General features: G+C 70.9%; 25 protein-coding genes, 2 tRNA genes and 1 pseudogene. 15 read left to right on the top strand and 13 right to left on the bottom strand.

Going from position 1 to position 26,835, the window contains the following annotated elements:
* Positions 1–392: 392 nt before the first annotated feature.
* The 4 genes from ACFXGA_RS10340 to ACFXGA_RS10325 all read right to left on the bottom strand — a co-directional run bounded on the left by ACFXGA_RS10340 (position 393) and on the right by ACFXGA_RS10325 (position 3,740).
* Positions 393–1,382, bottom strand: coding sequence for a ParB/RepB/Spo0J family partition protein (locus tag ACFXGA_RS10340; protein WP_378086283.1), 990 nt, complete (start codon positions 1,380–1,382; stop codon positions 393–395).
* A complete protein-coding gene (locus ACFXGA_RS10335) occupies positions 1,379–2,290 on the bottom strand; it encodes a ParA family protein (RefSeq protein ID WP_378086281.1) in 912 nt (303 codons plus the stop codon). Before ACFXGA_RS10335 ends, ACFXGA_RS10340 begins: the two co-directional genes overlap by 4 nt.
* Before the next feature lie 116 nt (positions 2,291–2,406).
* Positions 2,407–3,084 (bottom strand): 16S rRNA (guanine(527)-N(7))-methyltransferase RsmG, encoded by a 678-nt coding sequence (gene rsmG / locus ACFXGA_RS10330; protein ID WP_378086279.1) that lies wholly within the window; start codon positions 3,082–3,084, stop codon positions 2,407–2,409.
* A gap of 197 nt (positions 3,085–3,281) precedes the next feature.
* A complete protein-coding gene (locus ACFXGA_RS10325) occupies positions 3,282–3,740 on the bottom strand; it encodes an NUDIX hydrolase (protein ID WP_378086277.1) in 459 nt (152 codons plus the stop codon).
* Positions 3,741–3,779: 39 nt separating this feature from the next.
* Between ACFXGA_RS10325 and ACFXGA_RS10320 the strand changes: the two genes are divergently transcribed.
* Positions 3,780–4,763, top strand: coding sequence for a methyltransferase domain-containing protein (locus ACFXGA_RS10320; protein ID WP_378086275.1), 984 nt, complete (start codon positions 3,780–3,782; stop codon positions 4,761–4,763).
* A gap of 176 nt (positions 4,764–4,939) precedes the next feature.
* Here the strand turns inward: ACFXGA_RS10320 and ACFXGA_RS10315 are convergent, their stop codons facing one another.
* The 5 genes from ACFXGA_RS10315 to rpmH are packed head-to-tail and all read right to left on the bottom strand — an operon-like array spanning position 4,940 to position 7,318.
* The gene (locus ACFXGA_RS10315; protein WP_378086366.1) at positions 4,940–5,455 is read right to left on the bottom strand and encodes a protein jag; all 516 of its coding nucleotides are present in this window, start codon (positions 5,453–5,455) and stop codon (positions 4,940–4,942) included.
* 45 nt (positions 5,456–5,500) lie between these two features.
* Positions 5,501–6,547 (bottom strand): membrane protein insertase YidC, encoded by a 1,047-nt coding sequence (gene yidC / locus ACFXGA_RS10310; RefSeq protein ID WP_378086273.1) that lies wholly within the window; start codon positions 6,545–6,547, stop codon positions 5,501–5,503.
* Between the two features lie 3 nt (positions 6,548–6,550).
* Positions 6,551–6,823: a membrane protein insertion efficiency factor YidD gene (yidD, locus tag ACFXGA_RS10305; RefSeq protein WP_378086271.1), complete on the bottom strand. Its 273-nt coding sequence runs from the start codon at positions 6,821–6,823 to the stop codon at positions 6,551–6,553.
* Positions 6,820–7,161, bottom strand: a complete 342-nt coding sequence (gene rnpA, locus ACFXGA_RS10300) for a ribonuclease P protein component (RefSeq protein WP_378086269.1) — start codon at positions 7,159–7,161, stop codon at positions 6,820–6,822. Before rnpA ends, yidD begins: the two co-directional genes overlap by 4 nt.
* Before the next feature lie 13 nt (positions 7,162–7,174).
* Positions 7,175–7,318, bottom strand: a complete 144-nt coding sequence (rpmH, locus tag ACFXGA_RS10295) for a 50S ribosomal protein L34 (RefSeq protein ID WP_073897783.1) — start codon at positions 7,316–7,318, stop codon at positions 7,175–7,177.
* 454 nt (positions 7,319–7,772) lie between these two features.
* On the opposite strand from rpmH, the gene dnaA reads away from it, so the two are divergent.
* The 11 genes and pseudogenes from dnaA (at position 7,773) to ACFXGA_RS10240 (ending at position 21,723) form a co-directional block, all read left to right on the top strand.
* The gene (gene dnaA / locus ACFXGA_RS10290; RefSeq protein ID WP_378086267.1) at positions 7,773–9,326 is read left to right on the top strand and encodes a chromosomal replication initiator protein DnaA; all 1,554 of its coding nucleotides are present in this window, start codon (positions 7,773–7,775) and stop codon (positions 9,324–9,326) included.
* Positions 9,327–10,522: 1,196 nt separating this feature from the next.
* A complete protein-coding gene (gene dnaN / locus ACFXGA_RS10285; RefSeq protein ID WP_378086265.1) occupies positions 10,523–11,659 on the top strand; it encodes a DNA polymerase III subunit beta in 1,137 nt (378 codons plus the stop codon).
* Between the two features lie 43 nt (positions 11,660–11,702).
* Positions 11,703–12,617: a phosphogluconate dehydrogenase (NAD(+)-dependent, decarboxylating) gene (gene gnd, locus ACFXGA_RS10280; RefSeq protein WP_378086263.1), complete on the top strand. Its 915-nt coding sequence runs from the start codon at positions 11,703–11,705 to the stop codon at positions 12,615–12,617.
* Positions 12,618–12,621: 4 nt separating this feature from the next.
* Complete coding sequence (gene recF / locus ACFXGA_RS10275) at positions 12,622–13,764, top strand: DNA replication/repair protein RecF (protein ID WP_378086261.1); 1,143 nt, start codon at positions 12,622–12,624, stop codon at positions 13,762–13,764.
* A 118-nt stretch (positions 13,765–13,882) separates the two neighbouring features.
* Complete coding sequence (locus ACFXGA_RS10270) at positions 13,883–14,383, top strand: DciA family protein (RefSeq protein WP_378086259.1); 501 nt, start codon at positions 13,883–13,885, stop codon at positions 14,381–14,383.
* 236 nt (positions 14,384–14,619) lie between these two features.
* Entirely contained in the window at positions 14,620–16,590 is a 1,971-nt protein-coding gene (gene gyrB / locus ACFXGA_RS10265; RefSeq protein ID WP_378086257.1) for a DNA topoisomerase (ATP-hydrolyzing) subunit B, read from the top strand.
* 32 nt (positions 16,591–16,622) lie between these two features.
* Positions 16,623–20,459, top strand: coding sequence for an intein-containing DNA gyrase subunit A (gene gyrA, locus ACFXGA_RS10260; RefSeq protein ID WP_378086255.1), 3,837 nt, complete (start codon positions 16,623–16,625; stop codon positions 20,457–20,459).
* Positions 20,460–20,485: 26 nt separating this feature from the next.
* Positions 20,486–21,325: a DUF3566 domain-containing protein gene (locus tag ACFXGA_RS10255; RefSeq protein WP_378086253.1), complete on the top strand. Its 840-nt coding sequence runs from the start codon at positions 20,486–20,488 to the stop codon at positions 21,323–21,325.
* 63 nt (positions 21,326–21,388) lie between these two features.
* Positions 21,389–21,462 (top strand) — tRNA-Ile (locus tag ACFXGA_RS10250).
* Positions 21,463–21,497: 35 nt separating this feature from the next.
* Positions 21,498–21,611 (top strand): annotated as a pseudogene (locus ACFXGA_RS10245) (DLW-39 family protein); the annotation flags it as partial.
* A 39-nt stretch (positions 21,612–21,650) separates the two neighbouring features.
* Positions 21,651–21,723 (top strand) — tRNA-Ala (locus ACFXGA_RS10240).
* Positions 21,724–22,070: 347 nt separating this feature from the next.
* Here ACFXGA_RS10240 and ACFXGA_RS10235 read toward each other — a convergent pair.
* Positions 22,071–22,487: a DoxX family protein gene (locus ACFXGA_RS10235; protein WP_378086251.1), complete on the bottom strand. Its 417-nt coding sequence runs from the start codon at positions 22,485–22,487 to the stop codon at positions 22,071–22,073.
* 126 nt (positions 22,488–22,613) lie between these two features.
* On the opposite strand from ACFXGA_RS10235, the gene ACFXGA_RS10230 reads away from it, so the two are divergent.
* Positions 22,614–23,168: a DUF2020 domain-containing protein gene (locus ACFXGA_RS10230; protein WP_378086249.1), complete on the top strand. Its 555-nt coding sequence runs from the start codon at positions 22,614–22,616 to the stop codon at positions 23,166–23,168.
* A 55-nt stretch (positions 23,169–23,223) separates the two neighbouring features.
* On the opposite strand, the gene ACFXGA_RS10225 is transcribed toward ACFXGA_RS10230, so the two are convergent.
* Positions 23,224–23,832: a hypothetical protein gene (locus ACFXGA_RS10225; RefSeq protein ID WP_378086247.1), complete on the bottom strand. Its 609-nt coding sequence runs from the start codon at positions 23,830–23,832 to the stop codon at positions 23,224–23,226.
* Between the two features lie 95 nt (positions 23,833–23,927).
* Here ACFXGA_RS10225 and ACFXGA_RS10220 point away from each other — a divergent pair, with 95 nt between their 5' ends.
* Positions 23,928–24,476, top strand: coding sequence for a peptidylprolyl isomerase (locus tag ACFXGA_RS10220; protein ID WP_378086245.1), 549 nt, complete (start codon positions 23,928–23,930; stop codon positions 24,474–24,476).
* Positions 24,477–25,361 carry a rhomboid family intramembrane serine protease gene (locus ACFXGA_RS10215; RefSeq protein ID WP_378086243.1) on the top strand — a complete coding sequence of 295 codons (885 nt, stop codon included), beginning with the start codon at positions 24,477–24,479 and terminating at the stop codon, positions 25,359–25,361.
* 40 nt (positions 25,362–25,401) lie between these two features.
* Here ACFXGA_RS10215 and ACFXGA_RS10210 read toward each other — a convergent pair whose 3' ends face one another.
* Both ACFXGA_RS10210 and crgA read right to left on the bottom strand, forming a co-directional pair.
* Positions 25,402–25,815, bottom strand: a complete 414-nt coding sequence (locus ACFXGA_RS10210; protein WP_378086241.1) for a PH domain-containing protein — start codon at positions 25,813–25,815, stop codon at positions 25,402–25,404.
* A 216-nt stretch (positions 25,816–26,031) separates the two neighbouring features.
* Positions 26,032–26,298, bottom strand: coding sequence for a cell division protein CrgA (gene crgA / locus ACFXGA_RS10205; protein ID WP_378086239.1), 267 nt, complete (start codon positions 26,296–26,298; stop codon positions 26,032–26,034).
* Positions 26,299–26,835 lie beyond the last annotated feature (537 nt).

Below are 26,835 nucleotides of genomic sequence, written 5' to 3'. Positions count from 1 at the left end.
CGTGGCCTCGCCCACTCGCCACCTCCCCCGACATCGTCACCGTGACTAAAGACCCCTGGGTAATCCCCTACACCCCAAACAAATCCCATTTGTCCGTTTCGGGCCAACCCACCGGCACCACCTCGCAACCGAACCCGCCACGCCCACAACGGACCCGCCACCCACCACCGAGGCCCGATTTGACATGGGTTCGGGTGCCTTAGGCTGGTCGGAGCCGGCAGGTCTGGCGGGACGCTTTTCCCCGCCGGGCCTGCCGGCTACGGCCTGCCTGGGGTGCCCGTACGGGCACCATGTCAAATCGGGCCGGACCGGCGTCCCGCACCGGCCTACCCACCAACCCGGCCCGTCGCCACCGGCCTACCCAGTCGCCACCGGCTCACCGCGGGGGAGACCTACTCCCCGCCCCGCCCCCGCTGCGCCGCCTCGGGCGACATCAACTGGATGATCCGCTCCAAGTCGTCAACGGACCCGAACTCCACCACGATCCGCCCCTTCCGCTGCCCCAACTCGACCTTCACCCGAGTGTCGAAGTTGTCCGACAACCGCTCCGCCAACTCCTGCAACCCAGGAGCCTGGATCGGCTTCCGCCGCGCCGCCTTCGCCTTGGCGGGCTCCGCCCCCTTGGCGAGCGTCACCGCTTCCTCGGTGGCCCGGACCGACATCCCCTCGGCCACGATCCGAGCGGCCAGCTCCTCCTGCACCCCGGGGTCCTCGACCCCGAGCAGCGCCCGCGCGTGCCCGGCGGACAGCACCCCGGCGGCCACCCGCCGCTGCACCGGCAACGGCAGCTTCAGCAGCCGGATCGTGTTGGTGACCACGGGCCGGCTGCGCCCGATGCGGTCGGCCAGCTCCTCGTGCGTCACGCCGAACTCCTCCAGCAGCTGCTGGTAGGCCGACGCCTCTTCCAACGGGTTGAGCTGCACGCGGTGGATGTTCTCCAGCAGCGCGTCCCGCAGCATCACGTCGTCGGCGGTGTGCCGGACGATCGCCGGGATCGTCTTCAGCCCGGCGAGCTGGGTGGCCCGCCACCGCCGCTCGCCCATGACCAGCTCGTACGCATCGGGCCCGACGGCCCGCACGACGATCGGCTGCATCAGGCCGAACTCGCGGATCGAGTGCTCCAGCTCCCGCAGCGCCTCCTCGTCGAAGACCTGCCGCGGCTGCTTGGGGTTCGTCCGGATCGACGTGACCGGCAGCTCCTGGTACACCGCTCCGGCCACCTCGCCGGTCGGGGCGGTGGACGGCGCAGGGGTGGACGCGGACGTCTTGCCGTTCGCCACCGACCTCGCCGGCGACGGTGTCGCCGGGGTGCCCGGAGGCGGTCCGCTCGGGATCAGGGCCGCGAGCCCGCGGCCGAGGCCACCCTTGCGCTGTTCCGTCATGCCGACCTCATCTCCGCGCCGTACTCGGCGATCTCCCGTGCCGCGTCGAGGTAGCTCATCGCGCCCCGTGAGCCGGGATCGTAGGTGAGCACCGTCTGACCGAATCCTGGTGCCTCGGAGACCTTCACGCTGCGCGGGATCACCGTCCGGAGGACGGTGTCGCCGAAGTGGCCGCGCACCTCGCTGGTCACCTGGTCGGCCAACTTCGTGCGGCCGTCGTACATCGTCAACAGGATCGTGGACACGTTCAGCGTCGGGTTCAGGTGCGCCTGCACCAGCTCGATGTTGCGCAGGAGCTGCCCCAGTCCCTCCAGCGCGTAGTACTCGCACTGGATCGGGATCAGCACCTCCTGCGCCGCGACCATCGCGTTGACGGTCAGCAGGCCGAGCGACGGCGGGCAGTCGATGAACACGTAGTCCGGCTTGATCGGGTCCAGCGCCTCGGGGCTCAGCGCCTCCTTCAACCGCGACTCGCGGGCCACCATCGACACCAGCTCGATCTCCGCGCCCGCCAGGTCGATCGTCGCCGGCACGCAGTACAGGTTGGGGGACTGGCTGCTGACCTGAGCGGCTTCCGCCACGGACAGCTCACCGATCAGCACCTCGTACACCGACGGCGTGCCGGAGCGGTGCTCGACCGCCAGCGCGGTGCTCGCGTTGCCCTGCGGGTCGAGGTCGATGACGAGGACCTTGAGCCCGTGGATGGCGAGCGCGGCGGCGAGGTTCACCGTGCTCGTCGTCTTGCCGACGCCGCCCTTCTGGTTGGCGACCACCATCACGCGGCGACGGTCAGGGCGGGGGAGTTGGAGGGAGTCGGGGTGCAGGACGCGGGTGGCGCGTGCCGCTTCTTCCGCGATGGGGGTCCACACGGTGCTGGTGTCTCCTGCCGGTTCCACGTTGGTTGCCAAGTTGGGGTCTACCGCCGGGCGGAGCACTTCGCCCGCGCCCACCACACCTTCAGGCTCGGTTTCACGTGAAACACCGGCCGCTTGGAACACCGGTTGCAGGGGGTCGGGGTACACGGTCACCGATCCTTCCTTCTGCGACGCCCGCCTTCACGGCGGCTCGCCCGCTCGTCGCGCTCCACGAGCACGACCGTCGTCGGCAGTTCGAGGACATCGCCACCACAGGTGATGACGCGAGGCCGGATGCCTCCGGCCCGGCGTACCGCCTCGGCGTCGCGTTCCAGTTCTTCCGCGGCGCTCTCGCCCTTGAGAGCGACCAGACGTCCGCCGGGCCGCAGCAGCGGCAGGCACCACCGCGTCAGCCGTTCCAGCGGGGCCACCGCACGGGCCGTCACGACGTCGCTGTCGGACAGCCGGTCACGCACCGGTCCTTCCTCGGCTCGCCCCCGGAGGACGGTGACCTTGAGGTCGAGGGCTTCGACGCACTCGGTCAGCCACGCCACCCGCCGGGCCATCGGCTCCAGGAGCGTGAGGTCGAGATCGGGCCGCGCGATCGCCAGGGGGATCCCCGGCAGGCCCGCGCCCGAGCCTACGTCCACGACCCGTGAACCTTCGGGGAGCAACTCCGCCACGACGGCCGAGTTGAGGACGTGGCGTTCCCAAAGCCGGTCGACCTCGCGCGGTCCGATGAGCCCCCGCTCGACGCCGTGCTCGGTCAGCAGTGCCGTGAACGCGGCCGCCTTGTCGTAGTGGTCACCGAAGACCTTCTTCGCGCGGTCTTCCACCTCTGCGGCCATGTCTCCGTCCGGGACGTTTCACGTGAAACCACACCGGACGCCGGCGGCGGCCGGGTGTGGGCGATGGGGTTGGGCTTCTCGTCGGAGAGGCTGCGAGCCTCACGAGATGTGCCGGTCACCACTATGACGGATCACCCCGGCGACACGCCAAATCGAAGTGAGAAGTTCGACGTGTTTCACGTGAAACGCGCCCCGCTTCACCCCAGGTCCACGATCCGCCCGTCCTTGGGCGACGCGCGGAGGAGTTCCAACGCGTAGTCCACCGACTCGACGTGATCCAACTCGGGGATCTCCGCCACCGGGAACCACGCCGCCTGGTCCGTGCTGCCACCGACCTCGAAGGTGAGTTCCCCGCCGACCACGTGCGCCTCGTACATGATCCGGATGCGGTGGTAGTCGACCTCCACGCCGTCGCGCACCATCGGCCCGTGGACGTTCTGGATGCCGAGCAGCCGATCGACCTCGGCGTGGTAGCCGGTCTCCTCGAACACCTCGCGGACCACCGCGTCGTACGGATCTTCACCGTGATCGAGCCCGCCGCCGGGGAGGATCCACCTCGGCCGGTCCGGCCCGAGCCACCGGGAGAGCAGCAGCCGATCGTTCTCGATGATCACCGCGTAGGCGGCGACGCGGAGGTGCCGGGCCATCTCAGTCATACGGCGACCGTTTCACGTGGAACACGGCAAGGGGAAGAGATGTACTCGATCAGACCGGGCGCGCTGAGCACCATGGGCCACCCGCACAGCCTGGAGCACCTCCGTCACCTCGCCGACCGCGGGGTCGACGTGATCGTGTGCGCGCTCACCGAGACGGAACTGGCCGAGCTGGACCTGTCCGACGAGGCCGAGGCGGCACGGGACGCGGGCATGGCGTTCCACTGGCTGCCCATCCCGGACTTCGGCGTGCCGGACGCGCCGGACCTCGCCCCGGTGCTCGAAGACCTCCGGGCGGGCCGTCACGTCCTCGTGCACTGCTGGGCCGGCATCGGCCGCTCGTCGTTGATCGCGGGCGCGCTCCTCGTGCTGGACGGCGCGTCGCCCGAGGCCGCCTGGCAGGCCATCGCCGAGGCGCGCGGCCGCGACGTGCCCGAGAACGACGAGCAGCGCGCGTGGCTCACCACGTTCGCGCAGTCCCGCTTCTGGGACGACCAGGCGGCGACGTTCGACGAGGACGCCGACCACGGGCTGCGTGACCCGGACGTCCGCCGCGCGTGGCGGGAACTGCTCCTGTCCCTGCTGCCGCCCGCGCCGGCGCGCGTGGTCGACCTCGGGTGCGGCACCGGCAGCCTCACCGCGTTGCTCGCGGGGGAGGGGTACGACGTGCGCGGGCTCGACCTGTCCGAGCGCATGGTCGCCGCCGCCCGCGTGAAGGCGCCGGGGGTCGAGTTCCGCCAGGGCGACGCCGCGCGCCCGCCGTACCCGCCGGGGTCGTTCGACGTGGTGCTGGTGCGGCACGTGCTGTGGGCGCTGCCCGACCCGACGGCCGCGCTCGACCGCTGGCGCGCGCTCCTCCGGCCGGGTGGACGCCTGGTCCTCATCGAGGGCCGCTGGTCGACCGGTGCGGGCCTCACCGCCGCCGAGTGCGTCGCGCTGCTGGGGGAGGGGCACGTCGTCCCGCTCACCGACCCCGCCCTGTGGGGCCGCGACCTGGATGACGAGCGCTACGCGATCGTGGCCTGACCCACCCCACAACCGGCCCACCCCACAACCGGCCCAGTCTCGCCCTCGGCCCGGGGATCGGCCTACCCGAACCGACTCGCCCTGCGCACCACCGCACTCGGCCGATCACCGCACGGACGGGCAAGCAGAACGGCCCCGGTCCCACCAGGGGACCGGGGCCGTCGTTCCGCGACCGCTCAGGGCTTGGGCAGCACCACCACGCGGCGCTGCGGCTCCTCGCCCTCGCTCTCGCTGTGCACGCCCGCCACCGCGGCGACGGCGTCGTGCACGACCTTCCGCTCGAACGGCGTCATCGGGTGCAACCGCACCTTCTCACCGGTGGCCCGCACCTTCTCCGCGGTGGTCCGCCCGAGGTCGGCCAGCTCGGCCCGACGCCCGGCGCGCCACCCGGCGATGTCCAGCATGAGCCGGCTGCGCACGCCCGTCTCCTGCTGGACGGCGAGCCGGGTCAGCTCCTGCAAGGACTCCAGGACCGTGCCGCGGGGACCGACCAGCTTCTCCAGGTCGTCACCGCCGTCGATGCTCACGATCGCCCGACCCGCCTCGACGTCGAGGTCGATGTCGCCGTCGTAGTCGAGCAGGTCCAACAGCCGCTCGAGGTAGTCCCCGGCGATGTCGCCCTCCTGGACGAGCAGGTCCTCCGAAGTCCCCGACCGCGCCGGTGGGACCTGGCCGGCCTCCGGTGCGTCCACGTCGGCCGCCTGCAACGTCTCCGACACGATGTCTCCTCTCCAGGGTCAACGACGCTTCTTGTTGCCCTGCTTCTTGCCTGGGGATCGGTCTGGGCTCAGACCGGGAATCTCGGTGGACGGCGGCACGGCCTCGGCGGGCTCGTCGCCGTCCGGCGCGGGCTTCGCGGCGGCGGCCGCCGGCGGGCTGCCGGCGGGCTTGCGCTGCTGGGGCTTCTGACCGGGCTTCGGCTTGGTCACGGGCTTGGCCCCCGGCTTCGGCGCGAGCGCCGTGCGCTGCGCGGTCGCCTCGACCTTCTTCGCCTCTTCCTCGCGGTCGATGCGGTGGTACACGACGTACTGCTGACCCAGCGTCCACGCGTTGTTGCTCAGCCAGTAGAGCAGGATCGCGATGGGGAAGAAGAGACCACCGACGAGCACGCCCAGCGGGAAGATGTAGAGCGTCAGCTTGTTCATGATCGCGGTCTGCGGGTTGTCCGCCGCGGCCTGCGTCTGCCGGGCCACCGAGTGGCGCGCGGTGAAGTGCGTCGCGATCGAGGCGATGATCATCAGCGGGATGGCCACGTACAGCACCGCGCTGCGCTCGGTGCCGAAGTCCGTCAGCGACGGCTGGCCCGGGTCGTCCCACGGCATCGTGATGAACGTCGACAGGTTCGCGCCGAACAGCTTCGCGTTGACGAAGGACTCCACGCCTTGGGCGTCGAAGAAGTAGACCTCGCCCCAGCCGGGCTTGAACGACCGCAGCACGTGGAACAGGCCGATGAACACCGGGATCTGCACCAGCATCGGCAGGCAGCCGCCCAGCGGGTTGACGCCGTGCTCCGACTGGAGCTTCTGCATCTCCTGCGCCTGGCGCTGCCGGTCGTTCGCGTACTTCTTCTTGATCTTCTGCAGCTCGGGCGCGAACTCCTGCATCTTGCGCATCGAGCGGACCTGGCCGACGAACGGCTTGAACAGCAGCGCGCGGAGCGTGAAGACGAGGAACACCACGCTCAGGGCCCACGCGAACCCGCTCGACTCGCCGAAGATGTGGCCGAACACCCAGTGCCAACACCACAGGATGAAGGACACCGGGTAGTAGATGAAGTTGAGCACTAGCTACTCCTCGGCAGGAAGGTCGGGGACCGCGTTTCGCCTCGGCGGAACCGGGTCCAGGCCACCAGGGTGCCAGGGTCCGCAGCGGCCCAGCCGGCGCAGGGTCAGCCAGGATCCGCGCAGCGCACCGTGGACGGTCAACGCCTCCACCGCGTACGCACTGCAGGTCGGGTGGAAACGGCAGGTCGGGGGCAGCGCCGGTGAGATGAACTTCCGGTAGAAGCGCACCGGCAGCAGCAACGCCCGCACGACGGGGCTCACCTGGACGGTCGTCATCGCAGCACCTTGTGCAGCGCCGCGTCGAGGTCCCGGCCGAGCTCGGCGCTGTCCGCATCGGCTGACGGTGCCAACGCGCGCACGACGAGCGAAGTTCCGGGCGGCAACGAGTCGAGGCGGTCCCGCACCACGTGGCGGAGCCTGCGGCTCACCCGGTGCCGGACCACGGAGTTGCCCACGGCCTTGCTCACGACGAAGCCCACCTTGGACGGGTCCAAGGTGGGCTGCGCCGACGTCAGGACGTGCACCACCAGCCGGGACCGGCCGGCCCGGCGGCCCCGGCGGACCACCAGGCCGAAGTCCTGGCTGCGGGTCAGCCGGTTGGCCGCGGGTAGCACGGCGCTGCGGCGATCAGGCGGACAGCTGCTTGCGGCCCTTGCCACGGCGCGCGGCCAGGATGGCGCGACCGGCGCGGGTGCGCATGCGCAGCCGGAACCCGTGCGTCTTGGCACGGCGACGGTTGTTGGGCTGGAAGGTGCGCTTACCCTTGCTCACGGTCGGACTCCCGGTGCTAACTGCCAAGCAGGTCTGTGGTTGTCCCCTGCGAACAAGCCCCGGGCGCGCGAAAAGCACCCCACGCAAGCGGGAGACGGTTACGAGGGTACGCAGCCCCCGGGTCGCGGTTCAAATCGGGGTGGCACCCGGGTGCGCGGCGCCCGCTCCGCCGCACGTAAAGGGCTTGCGCGCCGGTACGCCTTGTGGCAGGGGCCGCGCCTTGTTAGCGTGCTGCCTTCGCGGGTGGGCGCGGGCCGGACCGGGCTGAACCGCCGGCCGCCGCCACGCCGGTCGCAGGCACCGGGAGCAACGAGGGGATTCCGCTGCGCTCCGGGCCGCGTTCGTGCACAGTTGTGGATAACTCTGTGGATGCCTCTATTCTCCGTGTCCACGTCGTGGAAGTTCCCCGGGGGACTGACCGCGGAGCCGTCACCGAGGGGAGGGGAGCGCGGAGGTGTCCGACCACCAGGCCGACCTGGGTCTCGTGTGGGAGCAGGTCGTGCAGGAGCTGGCTGCCAGCACGTTGTCCCCCCAGCAGCGCGCGTGGATGCGCGTGACCCGACCCATCGGGCTGCTCGACGGGACCGCGCTGCTCGCCGCGCCGAGCGACTTCGCCAAGGAGGCGATCGAGCGCGCGCTGCGCGAACCCATCACCACCGCCCTGTCCCGCCGCCTGGGCCGCGCCGTCTCGCTGGCCGTGAAGGTCGACTCGCCGGACCCCGGCCCCGCGCCGATCCCGGTGGCCGGCCCCGTCCCCGTGGCGGTCCCCGTCCCGACCCCGGTGCCCGTCAACGGCGGGTTCGTGGTCGAGGCGGAGACCGAGGGCGAAGCGGAAGCCGAGGGCGAGGAGGTCGACGAGGAGGGCGAAGCCCTCGCCGCCGTCACCGAGATCTGGCCCACGTTCGGCGGCGGCCACGCCGCGCCGAGCGGCACGCCGTACACCCGGCCGGCCAACCCGGCGTCCTCGCAGACCCGGCTGAACGAGAAGTACAACTTCGACACGTTCGTCATCGGCGCGTCCAACCGCTTCGCGCACGCCGCCGCGGTGGCCGTCGCCGAGGCGCCCGCCCGCGCGTACAACCCGCTGTTCATCTGGGGCGAGTCCGGGCTCGGCAAGACGCACCTGCTGCACGCCGTCGGGCACTACGCGCAGCGGCTGTTCCCCGGCATGCGCGTGCGGTACGTGTCGACCGAGGAGTTCACCAACGACTTCATCAACTCCCTGCGCGACGACCGCAAGGTCGCCTTCCAGCGCCGGTACCGGGACATCGACGTGCTCCTGGTCGACGACATCCAGTTCCTGGAGGGCAAGGAAGGCACGCAGGAGGAGTTCTTCCACACCTTCAACACCCTGCACAACGCGAACAAGCAGATCGTGGTGTCCTCCGACCGGCCGCCCAAGCGGCTGGAGACCCTGGAGGACCGGCTGCGCACGCGGTTCGAGTGGGGCCTGATCACCGACATCCAGCCGCCCGAGCTGGAGACCCGGATCGCCATCCTGCGCAAGAAGGCCGCGCAGGACCGGCTCGCCGCGCCCGCCGAGGTGCTGGAGTTCATCGCGGCCCGCATCGAGCGGAACATCCGCGAGCTGGAGGGCGCGCTGATCCGGGTGACGGCGTTCGCGTCGCTCAACCGGCAACCGGTCGACGTGCAGCTCGCCGAGATAGTGCTGCGCGACCTCATCCCGGACTCGCACGCGCCGGAGATCACCGCGCCGACGATCATGGCGGTCACGGCGGAGTTCTTCAGCGTGTCGATCGACGACCTGTGCGGGCCGGGCAAGACCAAGGTGCTGGCGCAGGCCCGGCAGATCTCGATGTACCTGTGCCGGGAGCTGACGGACCTGTCGCTGCCGAAGATCGGCCAGACCTTCGGCGGCCGGGACCACACGACGGTCATGCACGCGGACAAGAAGATCCGCAAGGAGATGGCCGAGCGCCGCCGGGTGTACGAGCAGGTGCAGGAGCTGACCTCGCGCATCAAGCAGCGCGCCCGCCACACCCCCTGACCCGCAAGCGCTTGCGCACACCACCCGTCGCCACGATCGGGTGATCATCGCCCCCTGCCCGAGTCCCTGCACCCGGTCCCCGCCTGAGGACAACGGCCCGCACCGCCTCGGCCCCACCCAAGGCCGCACCGGACCACGCCCCCGACCGCACCCCTCGGCACACGGGATGCCGGCCCGACCGAGGGCCGCCCGCCACCCGAGCGCGGTCGCGTCCGTCCGCGCCCTCCGATCCCGCCCGTGCGCCCTCCCGCGCCACCCGGTGCCCACCCACGGCCGCGCCACCCGTGGCCGCCGGCGAACCCCGTCCCGACCGCCCGCGCCTCCTGCGGCACCCGCCTCCGCGTCACGGTCGACCGCCCGCCCACCGTGCCCCTCGCCGCGCCCTCTCGCCGCGCCGAACCCGACCGCGCCCGCACCCGGGTGCCGCCGCCGCACCCGGGGACGCCGCCGTTCGCACCCGGGTGCGACCCGGATCCGCCGCCGCCCCGCCGGCGACACCCGGGTGCGCCCCGCCCGCGCCGCCCGCGACGGCCGTCGAACCCGGGTGCGGCGGCCCGGACCGGTGGGGGTCGTTTCGCGTCACCCGTGTGAGGTACCCAGGGACCGGCGGGGCGCGGTCCAGCGCGTTCGCCGCCCGCCACCAGCGGCTCAGCTGCGCTCCCGCAGCAGGTGAACGCCCGGCCACGAGTTGTCCACAGGCCCGTGGAAGCGCCCCGTCGGGGGAGATTCGCCCCACCATCACCCTGTGCAGCACCCGGGTACAACTCGGCCCACACCCGGGGATTAACCCGGGGACAACTCGCCTCGCCTGTGGACCGAACGGACGAGCCCGGTAGTTCTCCCCGGGTGCGCCGACTTGTCCCCGGGTGACACCCCGTGTCCGTCCACACCTCCAAGTGGGCGACGAGCTGCGGGAACGCCGGTTGTCCACACAATCCACAGCCCTTACTGCTGTTGCTGTTGTCTTCCCTTGAAGAGATGAACAAAGAAAAAACAGGCGGGGCTCGGCCCCGGGGACGAGCGCTCGGCCGCGCTCCGCCCCGGGTGTGGCCCCGACGTGACGAAGTCGGTCCCGACGCTCTACGGTGGGGAGCCTCCGCGCCGAGGGTCGGAAGATCCGGCGAGGGCCGCGGCTCCCCAACCCCCACCGCAACGCATGCTGTTGTTGGTCATGCCGACTTGAGGAAGGACGCCTCATGAAGATCCGCGTCGAGCGCGACGGCCTGGCCGACGCCGTCGCCTGGGTCGCCCGCAGCCTGCCGTCCAGGCCGCCCGTCGCGGTGCTCGGCGGCATCCTGCTCGACGCCGGGGCGGAGGACGGCTCCGGCGAGGCGCTGACCGTCTCGGGCTTCGACTACGAGGTGTCCGCCCAGTGCGGCGTCCCGGCCACCATCGCCGACGGGGGCAAGGCGCTCGTCAGCGGCCGACTGCTGGCCGACATCACCAAGGCCCTGCCGAACCACCCGGTCGAGATCGCGGTCGACGGCTCCCGGATGACGATCTCGTGCGGCAGCGCCCGGTTCAGCCTGCCGACCATGCCGGTCGAGGACTACCCGCAGCTCCCGTCCATGCCCCAGCTCGCGGGCGAGCTGCCGGGCGAGGTCTTCGGCGAGGCCGTGGCCCAGGTCGCCGTCGCGGCGGGCAAGGACGACACGCTGCCGATGCTGACCGGCGTCCGCCTGGAGATCGGCGAGGGCAAGGTGACCCTCGTGGCCACCGACCGCTTCCGGCTGGCGATGCGCGAGTTCCCGTGGGAGCCGAACGAGTCCCTCGGCGAGGTCGCCGTGCTCGTCCCGGCCAAGACCCTCAACGACTCCGCGAAGACGCTGGGCGCGTCCGGCGCGAAGATCGAGCTGTCCCTGGCCGCCAACGACGGCCTGCTCGGCCTGTCCGGCACGGGCCGCCGCACGACCACCCGGCTGCTCGACGCCGACTTCCCGAAGTACCGCCAGCTCCTGCCGACCGAGCACTCGGCCGCCGCGATCATCGAGGTCGACGCGCTGGTGCAGGCGATCAAGCGCGTGTCGCTGGTCGCCGAGCGCGGCACGCAGGTCCGGCTGGAGTTCGTGGACAGCGGCCTGCGCCTGTCCGCGGGCGGCGACGACGAGGGCAGCGCCGAGGAGGAGCTGCCGGTCGAGTACACCGGCGACCCGGTGACCATCGCGTTCAACCCCACGTACCTGCTGGAGGGCCTGCAGGCCGTCCGCACGCCCAAGGCGCACTTGTCCTTCACCACACCCAGCCGGCCCGCGTTGCTCAAGCCGGTGGACGAGGATGGGAACGTGGCGCCGGGCTACCTCTACCTGCTGATGCCCGTGCGCCTGCCCGGCTGATCGACAAGGATCGCGACCACAGACGTAGGGAAGAGGAACGACCGTGCAGCTCGGACTCGTCGGCCTCGGCAAGATGGGCTTCAACATGCGCGAGCGGATCCGCCGCGCGGGGCACGAGGTGGTCGGCTACGACCGCAACCCGGAAGTCACCGACGCCGACTCGCTCGCCGACATGGTCGGCAGGCTCTCCGCACCCCGCGTGGTGTGGGTCATGGTGCCCGCCGGTGACATCACCCGGCAGACGATCGCCGACCTCGGCGACCTGCTGGAGCCGGGCGACCTGGTGATCGACGGCGGCAACTCGCGCTTCACCGACGACGAGGTCAACGCCAAGGCGCTCGGCGACAAGGGCATCGGCTACCTGGACGCCGGCGTGTCCGGTGGCGTGTGGGGCCTGGAGAACGGCTACGGCCTGATGGTCGGCGGCGACGCCGAGCACGTCGAGCGCGCCATGCCGATCTTCGACGCGCTGCGCCCGGAGGGCCCGCGCGAGGAGGGCTTCGCGCACGCGGGCTCCGTCGGCGCCGGCCACTTCGCCAAGATGGTCCACAACGGCATCGAGTACGGCCTGATGCAGGCGTACGCGGAGGGCTTCGAGCTGCTCGAGGCGTCGAAGCTGGTGCAGGACGTGCCGGCCACGATCAAGGCGTGGCAGCGGGGCACCGTGGTCCGCTCGTGGCTGCTGGACCTGCTGGTCCGCGCGCTGGAGTCGGACCCGGAGCTGGACGACCTGCGCGGCCACGTCGAGGACTCCGGCGAGGGCCGGTGGACCGTCGAGGAGGCGATCAAGCACGCGGTGCCCGCGCCGGTGATCTCCGCCGCGCTGTTCGCCCGGTTCGCGTCGCGCCAGGAGGACTCGCCCGCCATGCGCGCGGTCGCGGCGCTGCGCAACCAGTTCGGCGGCCACGCCGTGCAGGCCGCCGGTCCTTCGTCCGGTTCCGGCACGACCCAGAGCTGACGAGTTGTACGTCCGACACCTGCAGGTCACCGACTTCAGGTCGTGGGAGCACGCGGACCTGGCGTTCGAGCCGGGCGTGAGCGTGCTGGTCGGGCGCAACGGCCAGGGCAAGACGAACCTGGTCGAGGCGCTGGGGTACGTGGCCACCCTGGGTTCGCACCGGGTGGCCACGGACGCGCCGCTGATCCGGCACGGCGCGCCGCGTGCGGTGGTGCGCGCGGCGGTGGTCAACGAGGGCCGGGAGCTGCTGGTCGAGCTGGAGATCACGGCGGGCAAGGCGAACCGGGCGCGGATCAACCGCGGCCCGGTGCCCCGCCCGCGCGACGTGCTGGGCATCCTGCGCACCGTGCTGTTCGCGCCGGAGGACCTGGCGCTGGTGCGCGGCGACCCCGGCGAGCGGCGGCGGTTCCTGGACGAGCTGCTCACCACCCGCGCGCCGCGGTACGCGGGGGTGCGCAGCGACTACGAGCGCGTGCTCAAGCAGCGGGGCGCGCTGCTCAAGAGCATGCGGGCGTCGCGCAACGCCGACGTCGGCACGCTCGACGTGTGGGACGGGCACCTGGCCCGGCACGGCGCGGAGCTGCTGGCCGCGCGGCTGGACCTGGTCGCGGACATCGCGCCGCACGTGGCGGCCGCGTACGCGGAGGTCGCGCCGGAGTCCCGGCCGGCCCGGATCGCGTACCGGTCGAGCCTGGGCGAGGCGTTCCCCGATCTGATCGCCGGCTCCGCCGGCGGCGGCCCGCACGACCGGGAAGTCCTGGAGGACGCGCTGCTCGCCGAGCTGCACCGGGTGCGGTCGCAGGAGGTGGAGCGGGGCGTGTGCCTGGTCGGGCCGCACCGCGACGACCTCGACCTGGCGCTCGGCGACCTGCCCGCGAAGGGCTACGCGAGCCACGGCGAGTCGTGGTCGTTCGCGCTGGCGCTGCGGCTGGGCGGGTACGAGCTGCTGCGTGTCGAGGGCGCCGAACCGGTCCTCGTGCTGGACGATGTGTTCGCCGAGCTGGACCGCGGCCGGCGTCGCCAGCTGGCGAAGGTGGCCGCCGGCGCGGAGCAGGTGCTGATCACCGCGGCGGTCGCGGAGGACGTGCCCGAGGAGCTGGACGGGCTGCGGTTCGACGTTCGACACGGGGAGGTGCGTCGTGTCTGACGAGTTGCCCCGAATGGGTGTGACGGGACACACAACTGGGGACAACCCTGTGGATGGTGTGGATAACTCACCACCCGAAACGGACATATCCACAGACGGGGTCACTCCGGCGAGTGGTTTGAGGGGGGCGGACCTCGCCCGCGCCGCCCTTGAAGCCGCCCGCGCGTCGGCCAAGGAACGCGGGGTGCGCGGTCCGCGCAAGGGCGCGGCGGGGTCCGCCGGCCGCCGTCGCCGTCGCCGCTGGTCCGGTCCCGGGCCGGACGACCGCGACCCGCAGCCCCTCGGCCGGCTCGCCGCCCGGCTCGCCGCCGACCGCGGCTGGGTCGAGCGGCTGGCCGGCGGGCAGGTGTTCGCGCGGTGGCCGAAGCTCGTCGGGGAGGACGTGGCCGAGCACGCGCAGCCGGTCGCGTTCAGCGAGGGCGAGCTGACCGTGCAGGCCGACTCGACCGCGTGGGCCACGCAGCTCCGGCTGCTCCAGCGCGACCTGCTCAAGCGCATCGCCGCGGGGGTCGGCGACGGCGTCGTGAAGAAGCTGAAGGTGCAGGGTCCGGCGGCGCCCAGTTGGCGGTACGGCCCCAGGCACGTCCCGGGCCGCGGACCACGTGACACCTACGGGTGAGCTGCGTCAGGGCCGCAGCGGCGATCCTGTGGCGCGATGAGCGCTCACCAGTCGATTTTGACCCCGCGAACGGCGGTCGGCACCCATCTGCGTTCACTTCGGGCCGCCTGTGAGCAAACCAGGGGTGTCCTAAGTGGGTTTCTGTCGGTCTGCCCCGGTAGGATCGAGGGGTAGCGCAACCCAGCGTCGCCCGGCGACGGTCCCAGTCGCGTGAAGTCCGAGGAGACACCAGGCCCGTGGCAGCCAAGAAGAATGAGTACAGCGCGTCCTCGATCACCGTCCTGGAGGGTCTGGAAGCGGTTCGCAAGCGGCCAGGCATGTACATCGGGTCCACCGGCGAGCGCGGCCTGCACCACCTGATCCAAGAGGTCGTGGACAACTCGGTCGACGAGGCCATGGCGGGTTACGCGACGGTCGTGGACGTGACGCTGCTGGCCAACGGCGGCGTCCGGGTCATCGACGACGGCCGCGGCATCCCGATCGACATGCACCCGGTGGAGAAGCGGCCCGCGCTCGAGGTCGTGCTCACCACGCTGCACGCGGGCGGCAAGTTCGACAGCGACTCCTACGCGGTGTCCGGCGGCCTGCACGGCGTCGGCATCTCCGTGGTGAACGCGCTGTCCACCGCCGTGGACGTCGAGGTCAAGACCCAGGGTTTCACGTGGAACCAGCGGTTCGAGGCGACCAAGCCCGTGCACGAGCTGCGCAAGGGCGCGCCGACGGACGAGACCGGCACGTCGATCACCTTCTGGGCCGACCCGGAGATCTTCGAGACCACCGAGTACAACATCGAGACCATCTCCCGCCGCCTCCAGGAGATGGCGTTCCTCAACAAGGGGCTCACGATCATCCTGCGCGACGAGCGCGTGCAGGAGTCGGACGAGGAGGCCGACGCCGAGGGCCACGTCGCGGCCGTGCGCGAGCGCACGTTCCACTACCCCGGCGGCCTGGAGGACTTCGTCCGCCACATCAACCACACCCGTGAGGCGGTGCACCAGAAGGTCGTCTCGTTCGAGGCCAAGGGCGAGGACCTCGAGGTCGAGGTGGCGATGCAGTGGAACACCGGCTACACGCCGTCGGTGTACACGTTCGCCAACACGATCAACACCCACGAGGGCGGCACGCACGAGGAGGGCTTCCGCGCCGCGCTGACCCGCGTGGTCAACGAGTACGCGCGCGAGAAGAAGCTGCTCAAGGAGAAGGACTCCAACCTCACCGGCGACGACATCCGCGAGGGCCTGGCCGCGATCGTCTCGGTCAAGCTCAAGGAGCCCCAGTTCGAGGGCCAGACCAAGACCAAGCTGGGCAACAGCGAGGCCAAGTCGTTCGTGCAGAAGTCGACCAACGAGCACCTGGCCGACTGGTTCGAGCGCCACCCCAACGAGGCGAAGACGATCGTCACCAAGGCGGTGTCGTCGGCGCAGGCCCGCATCGCCGCCCGCAAGGCCCGCGAGCTGGTGCGCCGCAAGGGCGCGCTCGACATCGGCGGCCTGCCCGGCAAGCTCAAGGACTGCCGCTCCACCAATCCGGAGGAGTGCGAGATCTACGTTGTGGAGGGCGACTCCGCGGGCGGCTCGGCCAAGGAGGGCCGGGACTCCATGTTCCAGGCGATCCTGCCGATCCGCGGCAAGATCATCAACGTGGAGAAGGCGCGCATCGACCGCGTGCTGAAGAACAACGAGGTCCAGTCGCTCATCACCGCCTTCGGCACGGGCATCCACGAGGACTTCGACATCTCGAAGCTGCGGTACCACAAGATCGTGCTGATGGCCGACGCCGACGTCGACGGCCAGCACATCCGCACCCTCCTGCTGACCCTGCTGTTCCGCTTCATGCGCCCGCTCATCGAGCACGGCCACGTGTACCTCGCGCAGCCGCCGCTCTACAAGATCAAGTGGCAGCGCGCGGAACCGGAGTACGCCTACTCCGACCGCGAGCGCGACGGCCTGCTCCAGGCCGGGCTCGCCGCGGGCAAGAAGATCGGCAAGGACGACAACATCCAGCGCTACAAGGGCCTCGGCGAGATGAACGCCGCCGAGTTGTGGGAGACGACGATGGACCCGGCCAACCGGGTGCTGCTCCAGGTCACCATGGACGACGCCGCGACGGCCGACGAGCTGTTCAGCGTGCTGATGGGCGAGGACGTGGAAGCCCGCCGGTCGTTCATCACCCGCAACGCCAAGGGCGTGCGGTTCCTCGACGTCTGATCCTCTCCCCGGCCTCTTAAGGAAGTACAACTGTGAGCGAGACGACGCTGCCCCCGGCCGGTGGAGACCGCACCGAGCCGCGCGACATCCAGCAGGAGATGCAGAACTCGTACATCGACTACGCGATGAGCGTGATCGTCGGACGAGCCCTGCCCGACGTGCGCGACGGCCTGAAGCCCGTGCACGTCCGCGTGCTCTACTCGATGTTCGACTCGGGCTTCCGCCCGGACCGCAGCTACAACAAGTGCGCCCGCGTGGTCGGCGACGTGATGGGCAACTACCACCCGCACGGCGACTCGGCCATCTACGACGCGCTGGTCCGCCTCGCCCAGCCGTGGGCCATGCGCTACCCGCTCATCGACGGCCAGGGCAACTTCGGCTCCCAGGGCAACGACCCGGCAGCCGCGATGCGTTACTGCGTGTCACCGGAAACCCGGATTCGCCTGGCAGACGGCTCGACGCGGCGCATCGGCGACATCGTGCCGGACGCCAAGCCGAACAGCGACAACCCGATCGACCTCAAGGTGCTCGACCGCAACGGCAACCCGGTGCGCGCCGACATGCTGTTCCACTCCGGCGAGCACCCCACGCTGAAGCTGCGCACCAGGAACGGCTACGAGCTGACCGGCACGCACAACCACCCGGTCCTGTGCCTGGTGAACGTGCTCGGCGTGCCGACCCTGCTGTGGAAGCTGCTGGAGGAGATCCAGCCGGGTGACCGGGTGGTCCTGCAGCGCCTGCCGCAGGAGGCCGGCGAGCTGCCGGAGATCGGTCACTACTCGGCGGCGATCCTCGCCGGCGCGTTCGTCAGCGAGGGGTTCGTCTCGGCGGACCGGGCCGGGTTCAACAACATCGACGCGGAGTACTTCCAGCGCGTCGTGGACGCCTACGACGACGCGGTCGGCGGCCCGAGGTACGTGTACTCGCGCACCATCAAGTCGGGCTCCGTCCTGTACGAGCTGGACGTGCAGGACCTGACCCAGCTCCGGACGACGGTGCTCGGCGAGATGGTCGGGCAGCGCAGCGCCGCCAAGCGGGTGCCCGAGTTCGTCTGGGCGGCGGGCGAGGTGATCAAGAGGGCGTTCCTCGCGTCGCTGTTCACCGGTGATGGCTCGGCCTCGGCCCTGCCGCGCAACAGCGTGCAGGTCTCCTACTCCACGCGCAGCGCGCAGCTCGCCCGCGAGGTGCAGCAGTTGCTGCTGGAGTTCGGCGTGGTCAGCACGCTGGTGAACTACGAGGACGGCGAGATCAAGGTCGTCATCACCAACCGGCGTGACGCCCGCCTGTTCGCCCGTAACGTGGGCTTCCTCGGGGCGAAGCAGGACAAGCTGGACGCCATCCTGGACGCGGTCCCGCTCGAGAGCCGGGCGATGAGCAGCGACCACGTGCCGTTCGTCGGCGACTACATCCGGGCGCACGGCGCGACCCGCTGGACCGAGCGCGACTGGCTGCGCCGGCACAACGTGGACCGCGTCGAGCGGTGGGAGCGCGACTACGACGAGATCGCCGCGCGGATCACCAACCGCGAGGTGCTGGACGTGGTCGAGCCGCTGGTCGACGGCCGGTTCTACTACGCGGCCGTCGAGTCGGTCACCGACGCCGGCGTGCGCCCGGTCTACAGCCTGCGGGTCGACACCGAGGACCACGCCTTCATCACCGACGGCTTCGTCAGCCACAACACGGAGTGCCGGCTCACGCCGCTGGCCATGCAGATGCTGGCCGACATCGAGGAAGACACGGTCGACTTCCGCGACAACTACGACGGCCGCATCCAGGAGCCGACAGTCCTGCCGTCGCGCGTCCCGAACCTGCTCATCAACGGCAGCTCGGGCATCGCGGTCGGCATGGCGACGAACATCCCGCCGCACAACCTGCGCGAGGTCGCCGACGGCGTGGTGTGGGCGCTGGACAACCCCGACGCCTCCGACGAGGAGACGCTGGAGGCGATGATCCAGCGGATCAAGGGGCCCGACTTCCCGACCTACGGCCAGATCCTGGGCACGGCGGGCATCGAGGACGCCTACCGCACCGGCCGCGGCTCGGTGAAGATGCGCGCGGTCGTGGACGTGGACGAGGACAGCAAGGGGCGGACCATCCTGGTCGTCAGCGAGCTGCCCTACCAGGTGAACCCGGACAACCTGGTGGAGAACATCGCCACGCTGGTCCGCGACCAGAAGCTGACCGGCATCGCGAACATCGCCGACGAGTCGAACCGGCGCGCGGGCATGCGCATCGTGATCACGCTCAAGCGCGACGCGGTGGCCAAGGTCGTGCTGAACAACCTCTACAAGCACACCCAGCTGCAGTACTCGTTCGGCGTCAACATGCTGTCGCTGGTCGACGGCGTGCCGCGCACGTTGCGCCTGGACCAGATGATCCGGCACTACGTGAAGCACCAGATCGAGGTCATCGTCCGGCGCACGCGCTTCCGGCTGCGCAAGGCCGAGGAGCGCGCCCACGTGCTGCGCGGCCTGGTCAAGGCGCTCGACCAGCTCGACGCGGTGATCGCGCTGATCCGCCGGTCGGAGACGCCCGAGGTGGCGCGCACCGGCCTGATGGAGCTGCTGGACGTCGACGAGATCCAGGCGAACGCGATCCTGGAGATGCAGCTGCGCCGCCTCGCGGCCCTGGAGCGGCAGAAGATCATCGACCAGCTGGCCGAGATCGAGCTGGAGATCGCCGACTACAAGGACATCCTCGACAAGCCGGAGCGGCAGCGCGCGATCGTGCGCGAGGAGCTGCTGGCGATCGTGGACAAGCACGGTGACGACCGGCGCACCCGGATCGTGCCGTTCGACGGCGACGTGTCGATGGAAGACCTGATCGCGGTCGAGGACGTCGTCGTCACGATCACCCGGACGGGTTACGCGAAGCGCACGAAGACCGACCTGTACCGCTCGCAGAAGCGGGGCGGCAAGGGCGTGCAGGGCGCGCAGCTCAAGCAGGACGACATCGTGCAGCACTTCTTCGTGTGCTCCACGCACGACTGGATCCTGTTCTTCACCAACAAGGGCCGGGTGTACCGGGCGAAGGCGTACGAGCTGCCCGAGGCCAACCGCAACGCGCGCGGCCAGCACGTGGCGAACCTCCTGGCGTTCCAGCCGGAGGAGGAGATCGCCCAGGTCATCCAGATCAAGAACTACGAGGTCGCGCCGTACCTGGTGCTGGCCACGAAGAAGGGCCTGGTCAAGAAGTCGAAGCTGTCCGACTTCGACTCGAACCGGTCCGGTGGCCTGATCGGCATCAACCTGCGTGACGACGACGAGCTGGTCGGCGCGGTGCTGTGCTCGGCGTCCGACGACCTGCTGCTGGTGTCGGCCGACGGCCAGTCGATCCGGTTCCACGCGAGCGACGAGGCGCTGCGCCCGATGGGCCGCGCCACCTCCGGCGTGCTGGGCATGCGGTTCAACACCGGGGACGAGCTGCTGTCGATGGGCGTCGTCCAGGAGGGTCTGTTTGTTTTGGTGGCGACCGACGGTGGGTACGCCAAGCGCACGCCGATCGAGGACTACCCCGTCCAGGGTCGTGGTGGCAAGGGTGTGCTCACCATCCAGCACGACCGCAGGCGTGGGAGGCTGGTCGGCGCGCTCATCGTCGACGTCGACGACGAGCTGTACGCGATCACCTCTTCGGGCGGGGTCATCAGGACCAGCGCCAAGGAGGTGCGCAAGGCGGGGCGGCAGACGAAGGGCGTCCGGTTGATGAACCTCGGCGAAGGGACCACCCTGATCGCGGTGGCGCGCAACGCGGACGAGCCCGCGGACGTCACCAGTGGTGACGGCGGCGTGGTCGCCGACCCCACCGACGCCGCGGGTGCGACGCCGGCGGTCGGTTCCGCCGACGGTGACCAGGCCGAGCCTGCCAACTAGCGCGAACGAGAGGTTGAGGACTGCTCGTGACTCCACCCGAGAAGCCAGAGGACAAGACCGCGGTGATCACCCGGCCCGGCGCCGAGTCGACACCGGCGGCCGGGGCCACGCCCACCGGCGCCGAGGAGCCGGCGGTCGACGCCTCGGTGGCGTCCGAGCAGCCCGAGGCGTCGGCGGCCGAGGGCAAGACCGAGAAGGTCGAGCGGCCGGCCGCCGAGCAGGACCAGCACGGCGCGCCGCCGCCGTGGCAGCGGGTGACGAACGACACGCGGTACGGGGAGGCGCAGCAGGTCGGCCCGGCCGACCTGGTGTCCTCCCCGGACCAGGAGACGGTCGCGACGGCGCAGCCCGCGTACCCGGCGAGCGACCCGGACACGGTCGCGGTGGCCCGGCCCGTGGTGCCCGGCACGGGTGGTGGGGCGGGTGCGGCCCGCACGCAGGTGAACCTGGGCGCGAACGGGCGTCCGGCGGCGTCCGCGCCGACGGCGCGTCGGCCCGGGCGCGGTCCGCGTCGGGCGAGCCTGCAGGTCAAGCGGGTGGACCCGTGGTCGGTGCTGAAGCTCGCCCTGGTGCTGAGCGTGGCGTTGTTCTTCGTGTGGCTCGTGGCGGTCGGCGTGCTGTACGGCGTGCTGAACGGCATGGGCGTGTGGGACAAGATCAACAACACCGCGAGCGACCTGCTCCAGGGCAACGAGTCGGGCAGCGACCCGTTGATCAGCGCCGGCCGGGTGTTCGGCGTGGCGGCGATCGTGGGCGCGGTGAACATCGTGCTCTTCACCGCCCTGGCCACCGTGGGTTCGTTCGTCTACAACGTTTCCGCTGATCTTGCCGGGGGTCTGGAAGTGACCTTGTCCGAGCGGGAGTGATCTCCGACCACCCGATTTGGGGCCGCGACGGGGGGTGCTGTAGTCTTGCCGTCGTTGCCCCGAGGGCCTATAGCTCAGACGGTTAGAGCGCTTCGCTGATAACGAAGAGGTCGGAGGTTCGAGTCCTCCTAGGCCCACCGGAAGTTCACAGGTGTTGCAGAGGGGAATCGCCGTGAAGAAGATCATCGCACTCGTTGCGGTCGCCGGTGCGGTCCTGTTCTTCGTCAAGCGCAGCCGCACGGCGAAGGCTGACGCGGACCTGTGGCGCGAGGCCACTGCCCCCACCAACTGACCCGCGAGGGCGGTCCATCTGCCGCCCCCGTGCGGGGACGTAGCTCAATTGGCAGAGCACCGCCTTTGCAAGGCGGGGGTTAGGGGTTCGATTCCCCTCGTCTCCACTCGCTCTGGGCGAGGTGTGCCGACGGATTGCGTCGGCCGCCTCGCTCGTCGTGTTTGTGGGGTCGAACACCCCCACGCCCCAGCCGGGAGGCTCCGCCCCCGGACCCCGCCGAAGGTGCGGTGAGCGCCGGTGATCCGAGGACTCCGTCGCGCGGAACACCTCGACGTGGCGATCCCCGCGTGTGTTTCGGGAGAGTTAGGGGGCGCGAAAGTTTCGGTTGTCGTGTTTACTGAGTGTGCGGCCACCGGTCATCCCACGGGTGGGCCGGGGTCGTGTTCGCGGTAGGGCAACAAGTGAGGGCCCGCACCCAATGCCGCTGGGTGCGGGCCCTCGTCTTGCCCACTGCTATGCGTTGACGAGCGCCTGTTCCTGCTTGCGCGCGGCGATCACCTTGTCCACGGCCCAAGCGCCGGGACCGGTGAACGCCAACAGCAGGAACACCCACGCGTACACCGCGGCCAGCTCACCCTTGTTCTGGATGGGCAGCAGCCCGGCGGGCTGGTGGACCACGAAGTACGCGTAGGCCATCGCACCGGACGCGATCAGCGCGGCAACCCTGGTGCCGAGGCCGATGACGATCAGCGCGCCACCGACGAGCTCGATCAGACCGGCCGGGCCGGACGGCCAGTCGGTGATCGACACGGCACCCTTGGAGCCCAGCACGCCGAACAGCTTCTGCGCGCCGTGGCACAGGAAGAGCACGCCGACAACGATCCGGAACACAGCGATGGCATGGTCTCGACCGCGGTCAAAGATGTTCATCTTGACTCAGTCCTCACATTGCAGGGGCGGCCGGCAGGGTAAGGACACGCTAACGGGGATGACGTTACGTGCCTAGGTGGTCACGGTGTCGATTCACGATCCGGTATCTGATTGACTTGCTGCCCTATGAATCGAGTGCTGCTCACCGCCCTGCCATCCCTGCTGGTCGTCGGCGCGTTGGCCGCCTGCGGCCCCGGAGATCCCGTCCCCGCGCCCGACGCCGCGTCCACGACCAGCGCGGCGGCGACGACCACGACGACCGCGCCCGCCGGACCTCCGGCCGTGCCGGAGCCCACCGTCGACGGCCAGTGCCCCTACCTGGCCTCGTCCGCCGTGCAGGAGGCGAACGGGCAGCTGGTGCGGAAGGTTCGGCTGTCCGCAGACCAGCCGAACCCGGCGTGCTTCTTCTACGCCAACGCCACCGAGGTGCAGCTGTCGGTGTGGGTGTTCCAGGGTGAGCCCGCGACCGCGAAGGCGGTGGTCGACCGGGCCGCGCCGATCGCCGACTCGAACCCGGCCACGACCCCGGCCGGGTGGAACGGCGGCTCGCTGACCACCGACGCCGGGGCGGTCTACGCGGTGGCCAAGGGCGGCAACGCGGTGGTCGTGACCAGCAACCAGAAGCAGACGATCAAGACGCGCACGATCGCCGAGACCGTGGTCGGCAACCTGGGCCTCTGACGCACGGCTCCGCGCCCGCCCCGGGGTCGGGACGGGCGCGGAGCGCGGCTCACGGTCAGCTGCGGCTGTGCTGGTCGGAGACCTGGCCGTTGCGGGCCGCCTGGGGCCGCACCGACTCCGACGCGGCGGTGGTCGTGGTGGTCTCGGACGTGGGCTGCACGTCCTCCTCCTCCAGTCGCACCTCCTGCGGGCGCTTGGTCAGGGCCAGGTAGCCCGCCACCGCGGCGGCGGCGAACACGCCGAGCACCCACGGCCAGCGACGGCGCCGGGGCGCCTTGGCCGCGGCCAGTTCCCGACGCGCCTGCTTCGCGGCCTTGCGCACGTCCTTCGCGCGCACCTTGGCCTCCTTGCGCGCGCGCTCGGCGGCCTTCACGACCTCCTTGCGCACGCCCTTGGCCCGCTTCGCGAGCTGCTTGCGACCGCGCCGGGTGGACTTCTCGTAGCCCTCGGCCCGCTCGACCAGCGCACCCGCCTTGTCGGCGACGACACTCCGGACGTAGTCCCTGGTCACGCCGCGCTCGGCCAGCTTGCCCTCGGCGCGCTCCGCCAGTTGGACGGCCGCGTCGGCACCGACGTGACCGGCGCGGACGGCGCCGCGGCGAACAGCACGCACCGCCTTGCCGACCGACTCCCCGGCCCGGGTCATGGCGTCTACCTCATCCATATCGCGCTCCAGAAGCTGTCGGTCAGTCACGTTCCAGGCAGTACCCATCGTGCCCCTTCCCCAACCACCGCGCCCGGTGATGGCACGATGGGTGTGTGGCAGACAGCAACGAATCGTTCGTCGGGACCAAGGTGACGGCGACCCTGCACACCACGCAGGGCGACATCCGCATCAACCTCTTCCCCGACCACGCCCCCAAGACGGTGGCCAACTTCGTCGGCCTGGCCGAGGGCACGAAGAGCTACAGCGAGCCGAACGCGAAGGGCGAGTCGTCCGGGCCGTTCTACGACGGTGCGATCTTCCACCGGGTGATCGCGGGCTTCATGCTCCAGGGCGGTGACCCCACGGGCACCGGCCGCGGCGGCCCCGGCTACAAGTTCGCCGACGAGTTCCACCCGGAGCTGCAGTTCAACAAGCCCTACCTGCTGGCGATGGCGAACGCGGGCGCGAACACCAACGGCTCGCAGTTCTTCATCACGGTCGCGCCGACCACGTGGCTGAACTTCAAGCACACGATCTTCGGCGAGGTCGCGGACCAGGAGTCGCGCAACGTGGTGGACGCGATCGGCGCGACGCCGACCACCACGGGCGACCGCCCGGTCACCGACGTGGTCATCCAGAAGGTCTCGGTGGAGCGGTCCTGAGTGGCCGACTCGCCGATCTCCCCGCCGCCCGGTGAGCCGATCGGGGCGCGGCCCGACCTGCCGGTCTGCGCCCGCCACCCCGATCGGGCCACCGGGCTGCGGTGCGTCCGCTGCGACCGGCCGGCGTGCCCGGAGTGCCTGCGCGAGGCGTCCGTCGGCTACCAGTGCGTCGACTGCGTGAACCGGGGCCGGGCCACCGTGCGCCGGCCGCGCACGTTCGTCGGCGCGGAGTTCGGCGGGCGCCCGGTGGTCACCCCGGTGCTCATCGCGGTGAACGTGCTGGTGTTCGCGGTCACCGCGGCCCAGGCGGGCAGCGTGGCGGGCAACCAGCGGTCGCCGCTGTTCGGCGACCTACTCATGTACACGCCCTCGGTCGCCCTCGGCGGCGAGTGGTGGCGGCTGCTCACGTCGGGGTTTCTGCACTTCGGGCCGCTGCACCTGGCGTTGAACATGATCGCGCTGTACGTGCTGGGCCGGGACCTGGAGCCGGTGTTCGGCCGGCTGCGGTTCTCCGCGGTGTACCTGGTGTCGCTGCTCGGCGGCAGCGTCGCGGTGTACCTGTTCGGCGGCCTGAACACGGTCGTGGCGGGCGCGTCCGGCGCGGTGTACGGCCTGATGGGCGCGATGCTGGTGGCCGTGCTGCGGCTCAAGCTCAACGCCGGTCCGGCGCTGGGCGTGATCGCGCTGAACGTGGTGTTGAGTTTCACCCTGCCGGGGATCTCGCTGCTCGGGCACATCGGCGGGCTGGTGATCGGCGCGGCGGTGACCGCCGGGCTGGTCTACGCGCCGGCCGGGAAGCGGAACACCTGGCAGGCGGCGGTCGTGGCGGCCGCCGTGGTGCTGCTCGTGGTCATGGCGGTCGTGCGCACCGGTCAGCTGGTCTGACGGGCGCTCCGGGCCCGCGCCGCCGGGGCTTCGGCGCCGGTCACGGGCGCAGGGCGTGCAGGACGTCGGCCACGTCCCGCGGGTCCGTGCCCAGGTCGATCGGGGTGAACACGAACAGCTGCTCGTCCTCGCCCCGCCGCCAGTCCAGCTCCAGGGTGACCGTCTCGCGGCCGAGCCTGCGGGTGTGGGCCAGCCGCACCTTGACCTCGTGCCAGGGCAGCAGCCGCGGCCCCGACAGGGTGCGCACGGTGAGGCCCGAGTCGTCCACCAGCAGCCGCGGTCGGACGAAGGTGCCGTAGGCGCCCAGCGCGAGCAGCAGGAGGGTGGCGAGGCCGAGGAAGACCCGGCTCGTGGCCTGTGAGCTGAGGATGGTGACCAGCAGGAACACGGCGGCCAGGCCCCAGGCGAGGCCGACCATGCCGGGTTGGGGCGACCAGGTGCGCGGTGGGTTCACGCTTCCGAGTCTGCCGCACTTGTGGACAACTGGAGCCCCCGACCGGCGCTTGTGCATTTTGGCGCAAAGTTGTCCACAGGAGTTGTCCCCATTGGGGATGACTTACACCCGTGTGCTTCGGTGACCTTCGGGTGAACGCGGTGAACTACCGGGTAACGCGGAACGGCCCGGACGTGGAGCACGTCCGGGCCGTCAGCCACTGCGCGTAGTGCGTGGTCAGCGCCATTTCATGGTCATCAGCAGACCGACGATCATGAGGGCGAACCCGATGCCGAAGTTCCAGGACCCGAGGTCCATCATCACCGGGACCTTCTCGCCCGCGATGTAGTTGACCACCAGCCACGCCAGCCCCAACAGCATCATGCCGAGCATCACGGCGATGTAGACGGGGTGCGACGGCCCCGCCGCCTTGACCTTCACCGGGGTGCGGCGATCGGCAGGCGCCGTGTAGACGGCCTTCTTGCGGACCTTGGACTTGGGCATGCTGTCCTCGCCTGACGGGTGGATAGGTCTCCAGTGGGCGTGAGTTCACGTCCACTGCTGGATGAACACGTTAACGTAACCGAGCAGGTCCCTGAAGCACCGTGTAGTTCTGGAACGTTCGGCTTGGGAGGTTTTCCGGTGAGCTACGACCCGCCTCCGCCGCAAGGCGGCCCGCCGGGCCGGCCGCCACGACCCGGGCCACCGCCGCCGCAGGTCCCCGGCGAACCGCCGCTCCCCGGCCACCGCCCGCCCACGCCTCCCGGCGGTTTCACCAGGCCATCGACCCCTCCGGGTGGTGTCGACCGGCCGGTTGGCCGCCCGGACCGCCCGGTCCCGCCACCCGTCGGCGCGGACCGCCCACCCACGCCACCAGGGGGATTCGACCGCCCTGCGGGCCGGCTCGGAGACCCGGACCGGCCGGCGACCCCTCCCGGCGGTTTCAGCCGTCCGGGTGAGTCACGCCCGCCCCGCGTCGAACCGCCCGCCGCAGGTCGCCGTGCGCTCCCCGACGACGCGGCGCCCCCGCCGGCCCCGCCC

Source organism: Actinosynnema sp. NPDC059335, assembly GCF_042752395.1.
Lineage (GTDB): Bacteria > Actinomycetota > Actinomycetes > Mycobacteriales > Pseudonocardiaceae > Actinosynnema.
The sequence above is the reverse complement of the archived record's forward strand: the minus strand, read 5'-3'. Positions and strand labels throughout refer to the sequence as shown.

Coding starts and splice junctions, on each gene's coding strand:
- ACFXGA_RS10340 (WP_378086283.1), bottom strand. CDS start 1,382: ATGACGGAACAGCGCAAGGGTGGCCTCGGCCGCGGGCTCGCGGCCCTG.
- rsmG (WP_378086279.1), bottom strand. CDS start 3,084: ATGGCCGCAGAGGTGGAAGACCGCGCGAAGAAGGTCTTCGGTGACCAC.
- ACFXGA_RS10325 (WP_378086277.1), bottom strand. CDS start 3,740: ATGACTGAGATGGCCCGGCACCTCCGCGTCGCCGCCTACGCGGTGATC.
- ACFXGA_RS10320 (WP_378086275.1), top strand. CDS start 3,780: ATGTACTCGATCAGACCGGGCGCGCTGAGCACCATGGGCCACCCGCAC.
- yidD (WP_378086271.1), bottom strand. CDS start 6,823: ATGACGACCGTCCAGGTGAGCCCCGTCGTGCGGGCGTTGCTGCTGCCG.
- dnaN (WP_378086265.1), top strand. CDS start 10,523: ATGAAGATCCGCGTCGAGCGCGACGGCCTGGCCGACGCCGTCGCCTGG.
- ACFXGA_RS10235 (WP_378086251.1), bottom strand. CDS start 22,487: ATGAACATCTTTGACCGCGGTCGAGACCATGCCATCGCTGTGTTCCGG.
- ACFXGA_RS10230 (WP_378086249.1), top strand. CDS start 22,614: ATGAATCGAGTGCTGCTCACCGCCCTGCCATCCCTGCTGGTCGTCGGC.
- ACFXGA_RS10225 (WP_378086247.1), bottom strand. CDS start 23,832: ATGGATGAGGTAGACGCCATGACCCGGGCCGGGGAGTCGGTCGGCAAG.
- crgA (WP_378086239.1), bottom strand. CDS start 26,298: ATGCCCAAGTCCAAGGTCCGCAAGAAGGCCGTCTACACGGCGCCTGCC.